This is a genomic window from Shewanella sp. OMA3-2 (assembly GCF_021513195.1).
Classification (GTDB): domain Bacteria; phylum Pseudomonadota; class Gammaproteobacteria; order Enterobacterales; family Shewanellaceae; genus Shewanella.
Map to the genome: position 1 here is coordinate 1,668,131 of NZ_CP090974.1, position 18,755 is coordinate 1,686,885.

Sequence of the window (18,755 nt, forward strand, 5' to 3'; positions counted from 1 at the left end):
TTTATTCTTTTTTGCTATATTTTTTCAAATAGAAAATTGAATCGATAGCACAATAATGACAACCATTTACTGCTATATTGTCAAAGTAGTCATTTTATATTTTTAGTGAGGACACTCAATGGCATCAAAGGTTAGTAAAGCAAGTCAATCACAAGGATTGCTCTTGTTTCATTTAAATCAGAGTCAATTGTTTGCATTGGGCACATTAAAAATTCGTGAGTTGGTGCCTTTTACTGCATTGACAAAAATCCCTAATTCTCATCCTAGTATTATGGGCGCAGCGGCTGTGCGTGGTGGTACTATTCCGGTTATCGATATGGCCGCAGGTATTGGATTTAGACCGATTGATGAAAGTGAATTAAAAAATTGTTTTATTATTATTACTGACTGCCAGCGAATGGTGATTGGTTTTGTTGTGCGTGCAATAGACAAAATTATTGAATGTAATTGGCGCGATATTGAACCGCCGGCGACTAATTTAGGCAAGAACGCCTTTTTAACGGGAGTCACGCGTTTTGAAGGTCAGTTAGTGCAATTGTTAGATGTTGAGTTATTACTATCAAAAATCTTCCCGCATGACCCATCAGTTAACCGTGCCATTTTGACCGATGTGCAACGTGAAAAACTCAAACCTTTGCGTATTTTAATTGTTGATGACTCAAAAGTTGCCCGTAAGCAGCTATCCGATGCATTAGATTCAATGAATATTGCCTACCAAGTGACATCTAATGGCCAAGAAGCATTAACTATGATGGTTGATGCGGCAAAAGAGCGCAGACCAGTAGACTTACTGGTGAGTGACATAGAAATGCCTGGTCTTGATGGATATGAGTTATCATTTGAGGTCAAAGATAATCCCGACATTGCTAAAGCTTATATTATTTTACATACCTCGCTTTCAAGTGAAATTAGTTTAAGCCAAGCTAAGCAAGTTGGTGCTAATGAAGCGTTAACTAAGTTTGATGCCAAAGAGCTGATTGAAGCCATGCTTCGTGGTGCAAAATATCTTAGCGATACAGCAAACTTGGTTAAATCCCCCCGTTAGCATGTTTAATTTATGTGGCTAACATGGAAGTTTAGGGTAATTTCTGCATCAATTTAACGTCTTTGCTAGACTTTGCCCGTCGCATCCTGATATACAGACCCCAGTAAGTAAATCAATAATAATAAATAATGTTAAGGTAAAGTAATGAATCAAAACACATCACTGTTTGCACGTATTGCTAATGGTAGCTTAGTACTACAAATTATTGGCGGGATCATTTTTGGCGTTATCCTTGCCTCTGTGTCAAGCGAAGCCGCAGGGCAGGTTGCTTTTTTAGGTGATCTATTTGTCGGCGCATTAAAAGCTATTGCACCTATTTTAGTGTTCGTTTTAGTCGCATCATCTATTGCGAATCAAAAGAAAGACAGCCAAACCAATATGCGTCCAATTATCATGCTGTATTTGATTGGTACTTTAGCCGCAGCGATTACCGCGGTTATGTTCAGTTTCATGTTTCCAACCACATTATTATTAGCCACAGGTATTGAAGGTTCTAACCCTCCACAGGGGATTGGCGAAGTACTAAATACTTTAATGTTTAAAGTGGTTGATAATCCGGTTAATGCATTAATGACAGGTAATTATATTGGCATTTTAGCCTGGGGCATTGGCTTAGGTGTGGCAATGCACCATGCAAGTGAGTCAAGCAAACGTATGTTATCTGATATAAGCGATGGCGTGTCGACCATTGTACGGTTTGTTATTCGTTTAGCGCCTATTGGTATTTTCGGTTTAGTTGCGGCAACTTTTGCCACCACGGGCTTTGCAGCGTTAGCCTGGTACGGTCAACTATTGTTGGTGCTAGTTGGCGCTATGTTGTTTATTGCATTGGTGGTAAATCCACTAATTGTATACATTAAAATTAAACGTAACCCTTACCCACTGGTATTAAAATGCTTACGTTCAAGTGGCGTTACCGCGTTTTTCACCCGTTCAAGTGCCGCTAATATTCCAGTTAATATGGCCTTGTGTGAAGAGTTAAAGCTGCATAAAGATACTTATTCAGTGTCAATTCCACTGGGCGCCACTGTTAACATGGGTGGGGCTGCGATTACGATTACAGTACTGACTTTAGCTGCTGTTAATACCTTAGGAATTCAAATTGATATTATGACGGCAATTTTACTCAGTGTCGTTGCTGCAGTATCTGCTTGTGGCGCATCAGGTGTTGCTGGTGGCTCGTTATTGCTAATCCCTTTGGCATGTAGCCTATTTGGTATTTCAAATGATGTCGCTATGCAAGTTGTTGCGGTTGGCTTTATTATTGGGGTTATTCAAGACTCTGCTGAAACAGCCTTAAATAGTTCAACTGATGTGGTGTTTACCGCTGCGGCTTGTGAAGCGGCGGAGAATAAAGCAAATCTAGTTTAATCGCTATGTTATTGCGTTTTTTATATTCAACAGACCCCGATACAATGATGCTAATGTCATAATAGTCATGTAATAGTGTTGATGTATTTGAAACAAAAATGCCGCCCCTAAAAAGGGGCGGCATTTTTATTGGAATAAGCAGGTTAAATCACGAACCAAGAGGTGCTAAAAATGAGCCAAGCTAACAAATGCTAATAGGGTTTGCTTATAGGGATGAGTAATCGTTAACGACTGAGCATGTAATTTTAATCGTGGGCTAGCATCTATGCCAGCTTTATCAGCATAAAATGTGTCGCCAAGAATAGGATGACCTAACGCCAACATATGTACCCTAAGCTGGTGGGTTCTACCAGTATGCGGGCTAAGTTCAATTAAAGTGGAGTGGGGACGTAGTTCAATGACTTTATAGTCGGTTATAGCCGTTTTGCCTTGGTCGGTGACATGTTGAAAAGGCGGATTATCTATCATTGGCCCTAAAGCTAAATCAATTTGGCCTGCTTGGCTGGCGATATGGCCAATGACTTCTGCAATATAGACTTTTTTAGCCTGCCGATTTTGAAATTGAGTTTTTAAATGTGATTCCGCTTTTTTATTACGGGCGAAAATTAAAATACCTGAGGTGTCACAGTCAAGTCGATGAACCAAAATGGCGTCAGAATATCGCTCAAGTACCCGATTAATCGCACAGTCACGAGTTTCAGGCGCTCGCCCTGGATTAGATAATAATCCTGACGGCTTATTGATTACAATAATGTCTCTGTCTACGTATCGAATGTCTAGCCAAGGAATGCTGGGTGGCTGATAAGTAAAAATGTGCATTGATTTTCTCTTTGGTCACTTAATACAGAGTGCAGTTTAGGGCTCTACAGTCAGTTCAGGTTTCTACAATAAGTATTGCTAATGATATTGCTTGTTTGAGTTTACAAAAAAGTCGTCAGCCATAAACGTAATTTTAAGCCCCAACTCGTGGTGACACCTGCGGTAACAAAGCGGATATGCTGATTATTATCAATAATATAAATAGAAGGAAAAGCATTTGCGCCCCATTGTTGCGATAAACTCGGCTGATTTAATACTTGTGGTAATTGTTCTTCGTTAATGACTTCAAAACTGAGCTGATTCAGTTGCATATGTTGTGCGATATCATCATCAGAGCCTGAAGCAACGGCAATCGATATGACTTGATAATCGGTTGACTCAGCAACTGAGTTGACCATTGGTGAGGTTATTTTACACGCTGAACACCAGGTGCCCCAAAAGTAAACCAGTGTGGGCTTAGTTGATGTTGATGCTAACGACGTTAAGTCAAAAGGCTGTTGGTTTATCGTCACAGCCGTTAAAGTGGGCGCTTGGCCATTGATCATGTCGCGTTGTAAATAAGCGGCTATAGCGAAAAAAATCACTAGCATAATACCGAGGTCGCGCAGTTGTTTTAGCCAGAATGAGCCGGTACGCATACGTTGGCGAAGTGAGATTTTACTGTTCATTAGCTGTTATCCTAAGCGTTAATAGCTTCATCTTATTTACCGTATAATAAATGGCTAAATACTTAATGATTAAACTAAATATTCTGCAGGCGTTTTACGACTATAAATACGGCTGTACGCCATTAGTTGAGGGTAAAAGGTGCGGAATGCAATTTCAATTTCGATGTAAAGTTTATCAACATCTTTTATCGCGCTATTAAATAACTCAGGTTTAGACAGACGCTTACTGACGCCAGTAATGGCCTGGTTCAAACCTTGTTTCGATTGATAACTGCTTAACCAGTCTTGTTGAATAATACTTGGAATAATCGTTTGCAGTTTGGCTGGTAAGTCTGCAGTTGTCTGCATGCATTGATAAGCTTTTTGAGTGAAATCTTGTAATGATTGTTGATGATATTCTTCCCAGTAATAAGCCAGATAATGATCAAATGCGAGATCGATTAAAATAGGCGCAACCCGACGAGAACTGGTTGGAAACTGAGTTAATAAATCCTTAATGATTTCATGAGAGTCCGTCACTATGTCAATTTGTCTATGTAACCAGATCCCTTGCTGCAAGTGTTTAGGGTGATCGATTATGCTGCCTTTAGCAAAATCACCAGCAAGATTAGCAGAGAGGTGGGTGTCGCTAATATCTGCGAGATGTAAATGTGCTAAAAAGTTCATAATTTTATACTTCTTTTTTAAAAATTTTACAGTATGATAGCGGGTGAAAAATAATCAATCTATTCGTTAGTTATGCATTAATCCAATGCATTGATAACGCATCGAGCTAATGTATCACAGAGTCTGTCTCGGCTGAATGAATAAAGCCGTAATCATGATGCTATTAAGATTATTTAGAAACACGATTAATATTATTTTTAGGATCATGGAAGATGAAAAGCTGGATTAATAAAATATTAGGTCGCGAACCTATGCAGGTACGCCGCAAAGTACAGGTCGATTTACATTATCATTCTTACCGTTTTAGTATGGATGATTTTAAACATTCAAATACTGACAATGCCACTAATATAGATGGATTAGCTTCTGGTGAAAGTGAAGCATCTGATATCGCTTCTTCTCCGGACTCTTTAATTAAGTGATCAACGAGTAAATCGATTAAGTCATGACATAGGTTAATTGCTCGAATTACTAGCGTTTATAACCAGGCCATACTAATAATATTGTCATAAATAGGCAGTCTAGACTTGATATTAATTGATGGTAGCCATAGACTGGCGGCCGTTTTTTGCCTAGTTGAGATCCCATTATGCGCGTCACTGACTTTTCGTTTGATCTTCCTGATGAATTGATTGCACGGTATCCAACCGCACAACGTAATGCATCACGTTTACTGACGCTTGATGGCCATAATGGCGCGTTAGCGGATAAAACATTCACCGATTTATTACAAATGATAAATCCTGGTGATTTGATGGTGTTCAACAATACCCGCGTGATCCCCGCACGATTATTTGGCCAAAAATCAACTGGCGGAAAACTAGAAGTCCTTGTGGAGCGCATGTTAGATGACAAGCGTATTCTGGCTCACGTGCGCAGTTCAAAATCGCCAAAAGTAGACAGTTTAATTAATTTAGATGCTGGCTACCAAATGAAAATGGTTGCTCGCCATGATGCTTTATTTGAGCTTGAGCTGCTATCTGATAACACGATTTTAGAAGTCCTTGAGCAAATCGGCCATATGCCGTTACCTCCTTATATTGACCGTCCCGATGAAGATGCTGATAAAGAGCGTTATCAAACAGTGTATAACCAAAAGCCAGGTGCAGTTGCTGCCCCTACGGCGGGTTTACACTTTGATGATGCAATGCTTGCGGCATTGAAAGATAAAGGCGTAAATATTGCGTTTGTTACGCTTCATGTTGGTGCGGGTACTTTTCAGCCAGTAAGAGTGGATAACGTGCTTGAGCACATCATGCATTCGGAATGGGCGGATGTGCCAAAAGAGGTGGTTGAGTTAATTGCACAAACTAAAGCCGCAGGAAAGCGTGTTGTCGCGGTCGGTACGACTTCTGTACGTTCGTTAGAAAGCGCAGCTAAAGCATGTGGCGATAATCCATTAACCGAGTTTTGTGGTGATACAGATATTTTTATTTATCCTGGTTATCAATTTAAAGTCGTTGACGCTATGGTGACTAATTTCCATCTTCCTGAGTCGACATTAATCATGCTATTGAGCGCATTTGCCGGTTATGAAGAGGTGATGAAGGCCTATCATCACGCAATTGAGCAAAAATATCGCTTTTTTAGCTATGGCGATGCGATGTTTGTGACGAAAAAAGCCCCGTAAGTGGTAAAATTGATTTAAAATAAGCGCCCACTCATATGTGGGCTTTTTTATTGAATTTTTACGGGTTTGACTGTTCATTACTTGAAGTATGAACATTTGCCCTCATTACTATTGAAACAACAACGAGTCAGACTGTTTATCTGACAAGGTGATTTATGAAATTTGAGTTAGATACAACCGATGGACGTGCGCGTCGTGGCCGCCTAGTATTTGAGCGTGGCACAGTAGAGACGCCAGCCTTCATGCCTGTAGGGACTTACGGTACTGTAAAAGGTATGACCCCAGAAGAAGTCCGCGAGACGGGCGCTGATATTCTACTCGGAAATACCTTCCATTTATGGTTGCGTCCTGGTGAAGAAATCATGCGTAAGCACGGTGACTTACATGACTTCATGAATTGGCAGCGGCCAATTTTAACCGATTCGGGTGGATTTCAAGTATTCAGTTTAGGTGATATACGTAAGATCACTGAAGAAGGGGTACATTTTCGTTCACCAATTAATGGTGAAAAGATTTTCTTAGACCCTGAAAAGTCGATGCAAATTCAAAATTCATTAGGCAGTGATGTAGTGATGATTTTTGATGAATGTACACCTTATCCAGCAACACATGATGAAGCGCGTAAATCGATGCAAATGTCTTTGCGTTGGGCTAAACGTTCACGTGATGAGTTTGACCGTTTGGAAAATCCTAATTCGTTATTCGGTATTATCCAAGGTGGTGTATTCGAGGATTTACGTGACGAATCTATCGAAGGCTTAACCAATATCGGTTTTGACGGTTATGCGGTTGGCGGATTAGCGGTAGGTGAACCTAAAGCAGACATGCATCGCATTCTTGAACATGTTTGTCCACAGTTACCTGCTGATAAACCGCGCTATTTAATGGGCGTAGGTAAACCAGAAGACTTAGTTGAAGGTGTGCGTCGTGGTGTTGACATGTTTGATTGTGTTATGCCAACACGAAACGCTCGCAATGGTCATTTATTTACCAGCGAAGGTGTGATTAAAATTCGTAATGCACGTCATCGTGATGACACTTCAACGCTCGATCCTAAGTGTGATTGTTATACCTGTAAAAACTATTCACGCGCCTATTTATATCACTTAGATCGTTGTAATGAGATCTTAGGTGCGCGTTTAAACACCATTCATAATCTACGTTATTATCAAATTTTGATGGAAGGTTTGCGCGGTGCGATTCAGACAGGTACATTAGACGCCTTTGTAAAAGACTTCTACACCGGTTTGGGACGTGAAGTGCCTGAGTTTAAAGGCTAATTTACTGTTTATTTAGGCTTTTTTGTTCATTTAATTGTTTATTTATAAGAAGAGAGAAAACTATGTTTATTTCAAATGCATATGCAAGCGCAGCTGGCGGACCTCAAAGTGGCGGCACCATGGAATTAGTGTTCATGCTGGTCATGTTCGGCTTAATCTTTTACTTCATGATTTTCCGTCCACAGTCAAAGCGTGTTAAAGAGCATAAAAACCTAATGTCATCGATTTCAAAAGGTGATGAAGTGCTTACTAGTGGTGGCATTTTAGGCAAAGTGACCAAAATCAATGATGAAAATGATTATGTATTATTAGCGATTAATGATAACAATCAAATCACCATTAAGAAGGACTATATTGCGGCAGTATTACCTAAAGGTTCTATTGCATCGCTATAAGCCAAGAGGGCGTCAGAGTGTTAAATAAATACCCTATGTGGAAAAACTTGATGGTGATAATTTTTATCGCCGTCGGGTGTTTTTATGCAATGCCGAACCTTTTTGGTGAAGACCATGCTGTTCAAGTTGTCGCGACTCGTAGTGCTGAAGTCACAGTCACCACGCAATCAAACATCACAGCCGTACTTGAGAGCAAAGGCATAGCGATTAAACGCTCTGAGCTCGAAAATGGCCAATTGTTAGTGCGTGTCAGTGATCCTGAACAGCAACTACTGGCTAAAGAAGCGATTGCAGAGGCATTAGGTAACAACTATACCGTTGCATTGAACTTAGCGCCGGCAACACCAGAATGGCTTGAAGCTGTTGGTGGCTCACCAATGAAGTTAGGTCTTGATCTTCGTGGTGGTGTTCACTTCTTAATGGAAGTGGATATGGGCGAAGCGTTACGTAAAATGGAAGAAGCTAAAATAGCTGATTTTCGTAGCCAACTGCGCGAAGAGAAAATTCGTTACGCGGGGATCCGTAAAACCCCTAAAGGTATCGAAATTAAATTTCGTGATGCCGAAACTGTGGGCGTAGCTGAACGTTTTTTGAAAACCAAAAGCAACGACATGGTTTATTCAGATGGCAGTCGTGATGGCAATTTCTTTTTAGTTGCCGATATGAGCGATGCTTATATCAAGCAAGTTAAAGAAGAAGCGTTACAACAAAACATTACTACTATCCGTAACCGTGTAAACGAGTTAGGGGTAGCTGAGCCAGTTGTTCAACGTCAAGGCGCCGAGCGCATTATTGTTGAATTACCAGGTGTTCAAGATACGGCACGTGCTAAAGAGATTTTAGGTGCAACCGCTTCAATTGAATTCCGTATGGTCGATGACAAAGCCGATCCCGCTGCTGCGGCAAGTGGTCGAGTGTCAGCTGCTTCAGAGGTTTATCCTCGACGTGACGGTGGAATAGCTGTTCTGCGTAAAGAAGTGATGTTAACCGGTGATCATATTACAGGTGCACAACCTACTTTTGATGAGTATAGCCGTCCGCAAGTGGCGATTAACTTAGACGCTAAAGGCGGTAATATTTTCTCAAACGTGACCAAGGACAACATTGGCAAACCAATGGCGACCTTGTTTATTGAATACAAGGACAGCGGTCTACGTAATCCTGATGGCACTGTGAAAATGACTAAGATTGAAGAAGTCATTTCGGTTGCCACTATTCAAGCACGTTTAGGACGTAACTTTGTCATTACCGGCCTTGAGCATAAAGAAGCGCAAAGCTTGGCTTTACTGTTACGTGCTGGTGCCTTGATTGCACCTGTGACGATTGTTGAAGAACGTACCATTGGTCCAAGTTTGGGTGCTGAAAATATTCAAAACGGTATGCAAGCCATGATTTTTGGTTTGGCTATCGTATTGATATTTATGCTGGTTTATTATCGTGCATTTGGCTTTATTGCTAACTTGGCACTGCTTGCTAACCTAGTGATGGTTGTCGGCGTGATGTCAATGATCCCTGGAGCAGTATTAACGCTTCCTGGTATAGCCGGTATGGTATTGACCGTAGGTATGGCCGTTGATGGTAACGTACTTATTTATGAACGTATTCGTGAAGAGTTACTGGCTGGACGCAGTGTTCAGCAGGCGATTCATGAAGGTTATGCCAATGCATTTTCAACCATTGCTGATGCCAACATTACCACCTTTATGACAGCGCTCATTTTGTTTGCTGTTGGTACTGGTGCTGTGAAAGGTTTCGCGGTGACCTTAATGATAGGTATTGCGACTTCAATGTTTACCGCCATTGTCGGTACTCGTTCAATCGTGAATGCGCTTTGGGGCGGTAAACGTCTTAAAACGCTGTCAATTTAAGGGAGGAGTTGAACATGTTTCAGTTATTTTCAGTTAATAATACCGTCAACTTTCTTCGCCATGCTGCGCCGATAAGTATTATTTCGATGCTTCTAGTGATTGCCTCATTTGTTTCTTTAGGAACAAAAGGCATTAACTGGGGGTTAGATTTTACCGGTGGTACGGTTGTTGAAGTAGAGTTTTCAAACCCTGTTGATTTAAATGTGTTACGCGGCAAGCTTACTTCTGTAGAAACGGAAGGTGCAGTGGTACAAAACTTCGGTTCAAGCCGAGATGTGCTATTTCGCTTACCTGTTCGTGAAAACATTAAAAGCGACCTACAAGCCATTGGCATTATGAAAGTGGTTAATTCAATGGATGACAACGCGATTCAAAAGCGTGTTGAATTTGTTGGACCTCAGGTAGGTAAACAGTTAGCCGAGCAAGGTGGTCTAGCGGTTATTGTCGCATTAATCTGTATTTTGATTTATGTGTCGTTTCGTTTTGAATGGCGATTAGCTGCGGGCTCTGTAGCCGCGCTTGCCCATGACGTTATTGTTACCTTGGGCGTATTTTCTATATTACAGCTTGAGTTTGACTTAACCGTTTTAGCGGGACTATTAACCGTAGTGGGTTACTCACTGAACGATACGATTGTTGTCTATGACCGTATTCGTGAGAATTTCCTCAAAATGCGTAAAGGCACGCCTGAAGAAATTGTTAACCAATCAATTACTCAAACAATGAGCCGTACTGTTATTACGACTGGTACTACGCTAATTGTGGTTATCGCGCTATTTTTAAAAGGTGGCACTATGATCCACGGTTTCGCTACCGCGTTACTGTGTGGTATTTTTGTGGGTACTTACTCATCGATTTATGTTGCGAGTTATTTAGCGATTAAATTGGGTATTAACCGTGAGCATATGATGCCAGTTGAAATTGAAAAAGAAGGTGCCGATCAGCCTCCAATGATGCCTTAATCAGCATGAGTTGAAAGCATAGAGTAAGCACAAAAAGCCACTTCATATTAATGAAGTGGCTTTTTTATGTTTAATCCCTACAAACTACATTTTTAACTCGAAATGGTATTCAGCTTGGCCATTAGTGGTTGATGAAAAATGGCCTTTACCTACAATGTTAGTAAAATCACCACGACCTGAATCAGCCACAACAGTAAATTCGCTGCTAGCAATGCCATTTCTATACTGCCCCAAGTGTTGTAAGGTTAGTGTGCCGGATAAATTGTTTATGGTGGCAGTGATAGTCTCATAACCAACAAATACCGCTTCAGTGGCTGACTGGTAAACCATTAAATACATTACATCAGCTTTACCATTGAGTTCGCCTGTGTAGTGTTGACTGATTTTTGCTTGAGTGTGTTTCACATCATTCTCAAACGTCGCATAAGCCTTTTCATCCCATGCTGTAATTTTGGAAGTACTGTTAACTATTTTAATTGAAGCCATCATCCACTCTTTTCTATATTTCAATGATAAAGTTATAGTCTTAATTGTTGATGTTGTCGAATGACGGATAAGCAACATAATCTCATCTCGACAGCTAATAACTTTGTCAGTAGGATGAATGCAAAATTTTGCTAAAGTGATAAATTAAACTTTGGTTTTAATGACGCGAAAAGCAATGTAGTAGGATAATAATAATGGAACAACGCAAAGTGTTATTAACCGGCGGCAATTTACTTCAAGCACATACTTGGAAAGGTTTGTTGGAAACCAGTGGGATTGAAGTTGATTTACGTGGTGAGGCATTAATGGGAGGTGTAGGTGAGTTACCTGTTGATCTTCAAAGTGTTGAGTTATGGATAGATACAGAACACATAAGTACAGCCCAAAGCATTTTGGCTAACTTAGATGTTGAGCAGCCACAATGGCAATGTATACAGTGTCATGAAACCAATGAAGGTAGTTTTGAGCTTTGTTGGCAGTGTAGCTCTCCCAAAAGTGAGACTCACAACTAAGTTTATGGCTCCTTTTTGCATTTTTATCGATTTATTTACGTATCCGTTTGTCGATAAGTTAAGCAATTCATTATCAAATTAAATGCTTTTATATTCAGGATTCAGTACAGGGGGAATTATGCAGTCTACTTCAGCATTTGCGCAATTGGTTGATTCAATTAATGACAAAGTCACTCATGTTAGCATTGAACAATATCAAGCAGATGACAAATGGGTATTAATTGATGTTAGAGAAGATCACGAATGGTTACAAGGCCATTTACCTAACGCAAAACACTTAGGTAAGGGAATTATTGAGCGTGATATTGAAACGCGATTTCCTGATAAATCAACACCGTTATTGCTGTATTGCGGTGGTGGACATCGCTCATCATTAGCCGCTTATAATATTCAGCTAATGGGATATACCCAGGTTGGATCATTAGTCGGTGGTTTTAAAACCTGGGTTCAACATCAATTTCCAGTGGTGCAAGATTAAGTGCAATATTTTCCATTATTTGTCGATACAAAAGAACTGTTTGTTTTAATCGTTGGTGCGGGTGAAGTGGCCAGTCGAAAACTTGATTTACTGGCCCGTACTGATGCCACTATTCATGTCATTGCACCACAAGTGGCTGCAGATATTGAAGCTTATGCCAATAAAGGCAGAATAAAGCTCTCGCGCCGAGAAATTTCTGTAGAAGACATGTCATGTTATGACCTCATTTATTTAGCGACTGCAAACGAACAGCTGAATACTGAATTAGCCGTCATAGCAAGTCAGAATGGTATTTGGGTTAATGTTGTTGATAACCCTAAATTCTGCCGCTTTATTACGCCATCAATTGTTGATAGAGGACGACTTGTTGTGGCGATAAGCACCGCAGGTGCTGCGCCGGTATTTGCTCGTACAATTCGTGCACGTTTAGAAACCTTACTACCTAATTCATTAGCCCCTTTATTTGATTATGTAGCGAGCAAGCGAGAGGACGTGCAGCAAAAGCTCACCAACGGCAAAGAGAGACGATTATTTTGGGAACGATTTTTTAATCTTAATCAAGATCGTTTCGATACCACCACTGAAGCGCATTATCAGCAAGCATTTAGCAGTTATGCTAGCCGTGGTGAAATTTTATTGTTGGATGAAACAACCCCAGCAAGCTTATTGCCGATAGCTGTCATGCCACTATTGCAAAAACTGGACGTAGTATTTTTTGAGAATGATTTAGATGAGTATACCAATGAGCTGTTAAGGCGTGACGCATCACGCGAGTCATTACCTGCGTTAAGCACTATTTCAAAACAGTTTGAGCTTGGTGATAGGATGTTGCTTGTCGCGCCATCTGAAAAAATTAATCAACTTAAAGCACACTTTCCCATGGCAAAACATTTAAGACCAGGGGCTATTTAAACGTATTTCATTTATGATTGCGTTTATCTTTTATAACCGAGTTAGCACCTAACTCGGTTTTTTATTTTTGAGGTCAATATGGCGCCTAAATCTACCGTCTATAAAGTCAATTTACAAATAGCTGATATGGACAGACATTACTATGGTGAACATCCATTAACGATTGCACAGCACCCATCAGAAACCGATACTCGTATGATGGTGCGTTTATTGGCATTTGCGCTCAATGCCAGTGAATCTTTGCAATTTAGTAAGGGGCTTTGTGTTGATGATGAGGCTGAATTGTGGGATGTCGATTTATCTGGTGTGGTGAATTTGTGGGTTGAGTTTGGTCAGGCCGATGAAAAGTGGCTGCGCAAAGCCTGCGGACGGGCAAAAAATGTCATTTTGTATACTTATGGTGGTCGCAGCGTTCCTATTTGGTGGCAACAAAACCAAAGTACTTTAAGCCGTTACAAAAACCTAAAAATAGTCAATTTCCCTGAAGCAGCGGTAGAGCAATTAGCTGCATTTGTTGGCCGTAATATGGCGGTGCAAATCAATATTAATGAAAGCCAAGTATGGTTATCTAATGCCGATATTAGCGTACTTGTGGAACCTGAAATACTACAATAATTTTAATAATCACTGGCTTTTCTATGGTCAGTGATCCTTCTTTTAACTATCTTAAAACCTTCTTACCTATCACAACCCATACTTGATAAAGCTGAATTGAACCTTAATTATCGAAGTGTGAACTAAATTTAATCCTTCGATGTGTTGTGAAATGCTTACCTTGGGCAGATAATAAATTTCAGTTAATAACAGTTGTAACTCTTTATAATGCATATAAATCAGTATATTAGATTTATTTTTGCTAAGGATGTCGTTGTGAAAAAATTAACCCTACATGCTGTAGAAGCTATTGATGAGTTGGCTTGGCCTGATAATCATCAAGAGCATACCCTTTATTCATCTGCTTTAGATGTGTTTACCGACTTTAAAAACGTAAAACCTCTTGTTATCGATGCACACTCTTCTGCAATTGAAGTTGAACGTTTGATGAAAAAAGCACACGTTAGATTAAAGTTAGTTGTTGATAAGAAAGAACATTTTATTGGTTTAATCAGTTATGATTTATTGAGTAGCCAAGAAATTGTTAAAAAGTTAGGCAAAGGCGATTTACGCGAAAATTTGTTAATTAGTGATTTTATGATCCCGAAATCTGAATTAAAAGCGATTGCCTATGCTGATATTGTCAATGCTAAAATTGGTGATGTGATTGAAACCTTAAAAGCAGCAGGCCAACAACATTGTTTAGTGACAGATCATGAGGATCACACAATACGTGGTGTGTTATCAGCAAATGATATCGCTAAAAAACTACAGTTAGAGATAGATGTCAGTACGCCAACCAGCTTTGCGAGTATTTTTGAAGCGATCTCAATCATCCCTCAACCTCTCGTTGTATAAAGTATCAATAAAAAGCCCCGTGTCGCTAAATCGCTTCACGGGGCTTTATTATGTTAACCATTTAAAACAGGATTACGTTATTGATTAATTACTGAAAACTCAGTGTCCAAGTATCGATATAGCCAGTATCACTTCTGGCGTTGTCTACTGCTTTTAACTTCCAAGTGCCACTAGATTCAACACCGCTAAAGTTTGCCGTATAGGTTTTATTGATATTGTCAGCTGAGCCACCAGTGTTGCTATGCAAAGTCACTTTTTGGCCTGTAGGGCTAATCAGTTCAACTTTTAAATCACCAATATAGGTATGGATGATCCCCACGTTCACCGAAACTGTACCTGAGTTACCAGTACGTGCCACATTGATTGAACTGGTAATACCGGTAGTATTGTTATCAGGAATGCTAAAGTTATTGGTATTCGTATAGCTTGCTGGGCCACCGGTGTTTCCACCACCTGTGCTACCTGCGGTGTAATTAGCAACTAAGTTTACACCACTAAATGCGCTGTAACCTTTAACCATTACATAATAGGTACCAGATTGTACTGTCGTTATCGGGCAAGATTCGTTATTACCGCCTTTCCAAGGACGACAGTCATAGCTAGTGGTTGATGGTGAAGCGCCATACTGAACATATAAGTCAGCATCACCAGTACCACCGCTCATGGTAAAGCTTAGGTTTGTCGCACCTGTTGGCACATCTAATGAGAAATAAAGCTCCTCATCTTTTGTACCTGTAAGATTCGATTTTGCCACGCCATTAACAAGCACTAAATCTCCGCCACCATTGCCCGGGTTTGTTGGACCATCACAAGATGCATCTAAATACGCTTTCGCCGCGGTAGCATTAACCATGCCGTAACCGGTTTGATTGTCACGTCCTGCAACACTTAAATCATCAGCAGTTGCATTTAATGCGGCACGAACTTGCGTAGCGGTACATTGTGGATGATAGCTCCACACTAAGGTGGCTACACCTGAAACGTGAGGTGTTGCCATAGATGTACCATTGTAATACGCGTAGTCCTTGTTGCCTTGGTTAGCAATAGTAGTACTTAAGCCAAGCTTGTTACGCAGCGCTAAACCAGTTGCTCTGTCTACAGACATTGTAGGAATGGTGATTTCGCTGTTAGCGTCAACTAGGAATGGGTTTTGTAAACCAGGTAAGGCACTATTACTGTAAACAATTGCGCCAACAGCACCTGCTGTTTTACACGCTTTGGCGGCATTGATCTCAGGATAACTGCTGCCTTGATTACCAACACGCTCCACTAAACAAATTTTGTTACTCATGTTGCCACAATTAAAGCTGGTTCCGCTCACGGTACATTCAGCTAGTGTAGCGGTCACTTGAGCATTAACTGGGCTAGGGGTGTAGCTGGTTCCAGATGGTGTTAAACGATTATGGGGTACAACGCCATTATTGAAATAGGATTGACCACCAATAGTGATGTCAGCCAAGCGGCCTTCACCAACTGTTACCGTTGATAGAATAGCTTCACCTGGTCCAGATATTTCTACTTGGTTAGTGTATTGAGAAAATGCAGCACGATCACGATTACTATCAACAGCAGCAACAGACATAACACCATCATATGATGCAGGATAACTGTGAGTGCTGTCACCAGCATTACCTGCTGCAGCAATCAGCAATACACCATTATTATAATGTGCATTTAATGCATTACGTTCTGTGGTAGTAGAACCACTGCCACCTAAGCTCATAGTCACCACGTTAGCACCATTGCTCACACAGGTGTCAACGGCAGCGACAAGTGATGAAGAATATCCCCATCCAGCTTCATTAAAGACTTTAATGACATGAATTTTGGCATTTTGGTTAGGCATTACGCCAACAACGCCTTCATTGTTGGCAATGGCTGCAATTGTACCTGCTACATGCGTACCGTGGGCATTATTATTGCCTGGTTGATACCAGTTACCTGTACCTGAGTTATTGGTACCTGTGACATTATTACCACTTAAGTCATTGTGACTACGGTCGTATCCTGAGTCGATAATACAAATAGTACGGTTACCTGTTTGGCTATCGCTAAGAGCTGTAGCACCTACAAAGGTTTGGCCCCATGGCGTAGTTTCAGCCAGTAAACGGCGTGGCATATCTTCTTCGACATATTCAACGTCAGCACGAAGACGAAGCGACTGCACTGATTTTGAATCTAATTTAACGGTATAGCTATTACCACGAGCAATACGTTTCATTTCTTTAGCTTGAACACCGTTTAGCGCTCTAAAATGAGAAAATATTTCGTGTGAACGCGGTTGGTAGTCAACGGCATTATCTGATTGGCTGGTTGCTTGAGAGTTAAACTGTTGTAGATTTGATTGCATAGATGTGTCATTTCTAAACTTTACAATATAACGTTTAGGTAATGGCGAAGTATTGTCTAAGCTGGCCGCTGAAATCCCATTTTGTGATGTTAAGTTTAGGGATTGAGGTGCAGCATACAAGCTAGTAGATACAGCAAGTGCTATACCTGAGAGGCTGAGTAAAATTAAAGGTCGTTTATTTTGCATTTTTTATATTCCATGTGATGTTTTGCTATTTATATTTTTTATGAGTTGAACTCACGGGTTAATACTCAAGGGTGAATTTTGTTCAACCGCTAAAATGTAACAGGGTGATTGCATATGTAAACAAATTGTTACCGTTTGCTGTTTTGTATAATGTTATTGTTAGTTTATATCGCTGTGCTTTTATGTATTTTTTGTGATTTTTTATGCATCTTGTTGAGCGGCTATATTGAGTGAACATACCTGCCACATAAGAGACCTCTAATGATCGAAACAAAAAAATCTATGGTGATGTAGTGTTCAATTATGCTTAATGTAAAATGTGATCTTGTGTCTTGGGTCGTATATAGATAAAAGGAATAACATATACATGAATGGAATATTAAGGCGGGCTAGTAAGGCTGATGCATTACCAGCCTTTGAACTCAGAAATCTTGCTATATTATCTCAATGTGTTGATTGTTATGGTGTTGATGCTATGACTAAATGGACTGAAGGTGAGATGCCTGCTGCATACGCAGAGAAGCTATTAAATGATGGTTATGTCTACGTTGTTGACGGGCTGCCAAATGCACCAGAACAACAGTTAATTATTGCCACTGGTATGCTTGATGTTAGCACCGGGTTTATTGATGCGCTGTTTGTTCATCCACAATACATGAAGCTAGGCATTGGTAAACTCATGTTGGATCATCTTGAGCTTATCGCGAAGGCATCTGGATTGGTTTTTATTGCATTAGAATCAACCTTAAATGCAGCCGATTTTTACCGTAAATGTGGCTTTAATGGTAATAAGAAGAGTGTTTATCATTCGCCTAGAGGCTTTGATTTAGACTGTGTTGTGATGCAAAAACAATTGGTTTAGTTAACTTTTCGATAGTTTTTATTGGGGGAGTTAAAGAGAAATGCCTTCATCGGTTAAATAAAGGCATTTTAAAATCATATGCGACTAGTTCGTTAAAACTGCACATTCGAACCGTTTAATTTAAGGTTTTGATGTTATTAGTGCATCAATGCCGCCAGCGTTAGCGGTATGATTAAACCCTGCTTGAGTTAATGCATCATCGGCAATGCTGCTTCGACGCCCACTTCGGCAATATAAAACAATATTGTCATCTTTCTTAAGCCCGAGTTGTGCCACGCCTGCAACAATGTTCTCAAAAGGGATATTAATAGCACCTTCAACATGCCCCTCAGCAAACTCTTCCGCTGTACGCACATCAATGACTAACGCTTGTTGCTCAATCATTTGCCACGCTTGTGCGGGCGTGACATCTTTTGCATAACTTGTTGGTAAAAATGCTATTAAGCCTACTGTCAATATCGTTAACAACAAGGTTTTAGGATTGGTTTTTTTTATGGTTTTCATTAAACTTAATGTCCTTTATTCTATGGCAACTTAGCTGCAGTAATCGTCGTTAAAGCATTATTTTTGGTGGTAATTGCTTATTTTTCGATGGCAAGCATAGCTTCAGTTTTTAAGCCTAGCTTTTTCATTACCATTGCCGCCAGGCAAAAACCGGTAAATGCGCTTTGAAATAGGTTAGCACCTACAAACACGGTCAGCCAGATAAAATGATGGCTAACAATAGTGGTTAGTACTAATGATAGTAATACCATAAAGCCAGCAAAGGCCATAATAGTACGTTCGACAGACATTCTGTTCGCTTTGTGAAGT

At 40.3% G+C, this 18,755-nt stretch carries 21 protein-coding genes; 14 read left to right on the forward strand and 7 right to left on the reverse strand.

The features are described from left to right. The first annotated feature begins 118 nt into the window (after nt 1-118). Nucleotides 119-1,045 (forward strand): chemotaxis protein, encoded by a 927-nt coding sequence (locus tag L0B17_RS07405; protein ID WP_235088889.1) that lies wholly within the window; start codon nt 119-121, stop codon nt 1,043-1,045. Nucleotides 1,046-1,189: 144 nt separating this feature from the next. Further along, nucleotides 1,190-2,416, forward strand: a complete 1,227-nt coding sequence (gene sstT, locus L0B17_RS07410) for a serine/threonine transporter SstT (protein ID WP_235088891.1) — start codon at nt 1,190-1,192, stop codon at nt 2,414-2,416. Nucleotides 2,417-2,581: 165 nt separating this feature from the next. Here sstT and L0B17_RS07415 read toward each other — a convergent pair whose 3' ends face one another. From L0B17_RS07415 to L0B17_RS07425, 3 genes are all read right to left on the reverse strand, one after another. Further along, nucleotides 2,582-3,235: a pseudouridine synthase gene (locus L0B17_RS07415; RefSeq protein ID WP_235088893.1), complete on the reverse strand. Its 654-nt coding sequence runs from the start codon at nt 3,233-3,235 to the stop codon at nt 2,582-2,584. A 101-nt stretch (nt 3,236-3,336) separates the two neighbouring features. After that, on the reverse strand, nt 3,337-3,903 hold the full coding sequence (locus tag L0B17_RS07420; RefSeq protein WP_235088895.1) for a protein disulfide oxidoreductase: 567 nt from the start codon (nt 3,901-3,903) through the stop codon (nt 3,337-3,339). A gap of 69 nt (nt 3,904-3,972) precedes the next feature. Then, nucleotides 3,973-4,569 carry an acyl carrier protein phosphodiesterase gene (locus tag L0B17_RS07425; protein WP_235088897.1) on the reverse strand — a complete coding sequence of 199 codons (597 nt, stop codon included), beginning with the start codon at nt 4,567-4,569 and terminating at the stop codon, nt 3,973-3,975. Nucleotides 4,570-4,781: 212 nt separating this feature from the next. Here L0B17_RS07425 and L0B17_RS07430 point away from each other — a divergent pair, with 212 nt between their 5' ends. From L0B17_RS07430 to secF, 6 genes are all read left to right on the forward strand, one after another. Further along, nucleotides 4,782-4,991: a hypothetical protein gene (locus tag L0B17_RS07430; protein WP_235088898.1), complete on the forward strand. Its 210-nt coding sequence runs from the start codon at nt 4,782-4,784 to the stop codon at nt 4,989-4,991. Nucleotides 4,992-5,158: 167 nt separating this feature from the next. After that, entirely contained in the window at nt 5,159-6,199 is a 1,041-nt protein-coding gene (gene queA, locus L0B17_RS07435) for a tRNA preQ1(34) S-adenosylmethionine ribosyltransferase-isomerase QueA (RefSeq protein WP_235088900.1), read from the forward strand. Nucleotides 6,200-6,354: 155 nt separating this feature from the next. Beyond that, nucleotides 6,355-7,479 carry a tRNA guanosine(34) transglycosylase Tgt gene (gene tgt / locus L0B17_RS07440; RefSeq protein ID WP_235088904.1) on the forward strand — a complete coding sequence of 375 codons (1,125 nt, stop codon included), beginning with the start codon at nt 6,355-6,357 and terminating at the stop codon, nt 7,477-7,479. A 62-nt stretch (nt 7,480-7,541) separates the two neighbouring features. After that, nucleotides 7,542-7,874, forward strand: coding sequence for a preprotein translocase subunit YajC (gene yajC, locus L0B17_RS07445; protein WP_235088905.1), 333 nt, complete (start codon nt 7,542-7,544; stop codon nt 7,872-7,874). 17 nt (nt 7,875-7,891) lie between these two features. Further along, a complete protein-coding gene (gene secD / locus L0B17_RS07450; protein WP_235088907.1) occupies nt 7,892-9,742 on the forward strand; it encodes a protein translocase subunit SecD in 1,851 nt (616 codons plus the stop codon). A 14-nt stretch (nt 9,743-9,756) separates the two neighbouring features. Continuing rightward, nucleotides 9,757-10,704 (forward strand): protein translocase subunit SecF, encoded by a 948-nt coding sequence (gene secF / locus L0B17_RS07455; protein ID WP_235088915.1) that lies wholly within the window; start codon nt 9,757-9,759, stop codon nt 10,702-10,704. 84 nt (nt 10,705-10,788) lie between these two features. Here the strand turns inward: secF and L0B17_RS07460 are convergent, their stop codons facing one another. Beyond that, the gene (locus L0B17_RS07460) at nt 10,789-11,193 is read right to left on the reverse strand and encodes a DUF3224 domain-containing protein (RefSeq protein ID WP_235088916.1); all 405 of its coding nucleotides are present in this window, start codon (nt 11,191-11,193) and stop codon (nt 10,789-10,791) included. A gap of 191 nt (nt 11,194-11,384) precedes the next feature. Between L0B17_RS07460 and L0B17_RS07465 the strand changes: the two genes are divergently transcribed. The 5 genes from L0B17_RS07465 to L0B17_RS07485 all read left to right on the forward strand — a co-directional run bounded on the left by L0B17_RS07465 (nt 11,385) and on the right by L0B17_RS07485 (nt 14,544). Continuing rightward, the gene (locus tag L0B17_RS07465; RefSeq protein WP_235088918.1) at nt 11,385-11,702 is read left to right on the forward strand and encodes a putative signal transducing protein; all 318 of its coding nucleotides are present in this window, start codon (nt 11,385-11,387) and stop codon (nt 11,700-11,702) included. A gap of 118 nt (nt 11,703-11,820) precedes the next feature. Then, the gene (locus L0B17_RS07470; RefSeq protein ID WP_235088920.1) at nt 11,821-12,180 is read left to right on the forward strand and encodes a rhodanese-like domain-containing protein; all 360 of its coding nucleotides are present in this window, start codon (nt 11,821-11,823) and stop codon (nt 12,178-12,180) included. Further along, nucleotides 12,181-13,092 (forward strand): precorrin-2 dehydrogenase/sirohydrochlorin ferrochelatase family protein, encoded by a 912-nt coding sequence (locus L0B17_RS07475; protein WP_235088921.1) that lies wholly within the window; start codon nt 12,181-12,183, stop codon nt 13,090-13,092. Between the two features lie 78 nt (nt 13,093-13,170). Beyond that, complete coding sequence (locus L0B17_RS07480; protein WP_235088923.1) at nt 13,171-13,707, forward strand: YaeQ family protein; 537 nt, start codon at nt 13,171-13,173, stop codon at nt 13,705-13,707. 255 nt (nt 13,708-13,962) lie between these two features. Further along, nucleotides 13,963-14,544, forward strand: coding sequence for a CBS domain-containing protein (locus L0B17_RS07485; RefSeq protein ID WP_235088926.1), 582 nt, complete (start codon nt 13,963-13,965; stop codon nt 14,542-14,544). Between the two features lie 88 nt (nt 14,545-14,632). On the opposite strand, the gene L0B17_RS07490 is transcribed toward L0B17_RS07485, so the two are convergent. Next, on the reverse strand, nt 14,633-17,080 hold the full coding sequence (locus L0B17_RS07490) for a S8 family serine peptidase (RefSeq protein ID WP_235088927.1): 2,448 nt from the start codon (nt 17,078-17,080) through the stop codon (nt 14,633-14,635). 367 nt (nt 17,081-17,447) lie between these two features. Between L0B17_RS07490 and L0B17_RS07495 the strand changes: the two genes are divergently transcribed. Continuing rightward, a complete protein-coding gene (locus L0B17_RS07495) occupies nt 17,448-17,942 on the forward strand; it encodes a GNAT family N-acetyltransferase (RefSeq protein ID WP_235088929.1) in 495 nt (164 codons plus the stop codon). Between the two features lie 120 nt (nt 17,943-18,062). On the opposite strand, the gene L0B17_RS07500 is transcribed toward L0B17_RS07495, so the two are convergent. Then, nucleotides 18,063-18,446, reverse strand: a complete 384-nt coding sequence (locus L0B17_RS07500) for a rhodanese-like domain-containing protein (RefSeq protein ID WP_235088930.1) — start codon at nt 18,444-18,446, stop codon at nt 18,063-18,065. 77 nt (nt 18,447-18,523) lie between these two features. Then, complete coding sequence (locus tag L0B17_RS07505) at nt 18,524-18,736, reverse strand: YgaP family membrane protein (RefSeq protein ID WP_235089678.1); 213 nt, start codon at nt 18,734-18,736, stop codon at nt 18,524-18,526. Nucleotides 18,737-18,755: the final 19 nt, after the last annotated feature.

Coding starts and splice junctions, on each gene's coding strand:
- L0B17_RS07490 (WP_235088927.1), bottom strand. CDS start 17,080: ATGCAAAATAAACGACCTTTAATTTTACTCAGCCTCTCAGGTATAGCA.
- L0B17_RS07415 (WP_235088893.1), bottom strand. CDS start 3,235: ATGCACATTTTTACTTATCAGCCACCCAGCATTCCTTGGCTAGACATT.
- L0B17_RS07505 (WP_235089678.1), bottom strand. CDS start 18,736: ATGTCTGTCGAACGTACTATTATGGCCTTTGCTGGCTTTATGGTATTA.
- sstT (WP_235088891.1), top strand. CDS start 1,190: ATGAATCAAAACACATCACTGTTTGCACGTATTGCTAATGGTAGCTTA.
- L0B17_RS07460 (WP_235088916.1), bottom strand. CDS start 11,193: ATGATGGCTTCAATTAAAATAGTTAACAGTACTTCCAAAATTACAGCA.
- queA (WP_235088900.1), top strand. CDS start 5,159: ATGCGCGTCACTGACTTTTCGTTTGATCTTCCTGATGAATTGATTGCA.
- L0B17_RS07500 (WP_235088930.1), bottom strand. CDS start 18,446: ATGAAAACCATAAAAAAAACCAATCCTAAAACCTTGTTGTTAACGATA.
- L0B17_RS07495 (WP_235088929.1), top strand. CDS start 17,448: ATGAATGGAATATTAAGGCGGGCTAGTAAGGCTGATGCATTACCAGCC.
- secF (WP_235088915.1), top strand. CDS start 9,757: ATGTTTCAGTTATTTTCAGTTAATAATACCGTCAACTTTCTTCGCCAT.
- L0B17_RS07470 (WP_235088920.1), top strand. CDS start 11,821: ATGCAGTCTACTTCAGCATTTGCGCAATTGGTTGATTCAATTAATGAC.
- L0B17_RS07405 (WP_235088889.1), top strand. CDS start 119: ATGGCATCAAAGGTTAGTAAAGCAAGTCAATCACAAGGATTGCTCTTG.
- L0B17_RS07480 (WP_235088923.1), top strand. CDS start 13,171: ATGGCGCCTAAATCTACCGTCTATAAAGTCAATTTACAAATAGCTGAT.
- L0B17_RS07425 (WP_235088897.1), bottom strand. CDS start 4,569: ATGAACTTTTTAGCACATTTACATCTCGCAGATATTAGCGACACCCAC.
- L0B17_RS07420 (WP_235088895.1), bottom strand. CDS start 3,903: ATGAACAGTAAAATCTCACTTCGCCAACGTATGCGTACCGGCTCATTC.
- tgt (WP_235088904.1), top strand. CDS start 6,355: ATGAAATTTGAGTTAGATACAACCGATGGACGTGCGCGTCGTGGCCGC.
- L0B17_RS07430 (WP_235088898.1), top strand. CDS start 4,782: ATGAAAAGCTGGATTAATAAAATATTAGGTCGCGAACCTATGCAGGTA.
- L0B17_RS07465 (WP_235088918.1), top strand. CDS start 11,385: ATGGAACAACGCAAAGTGTTATTAACCGGCGGCAATTTACTTCAAGCA.
- yajC (WP_235088905.1), top strand. CDS start 7,542: ATGTTTATTTCAAATGCATATGCAAGCGCAGCTGGCGGACCTCAAAGT.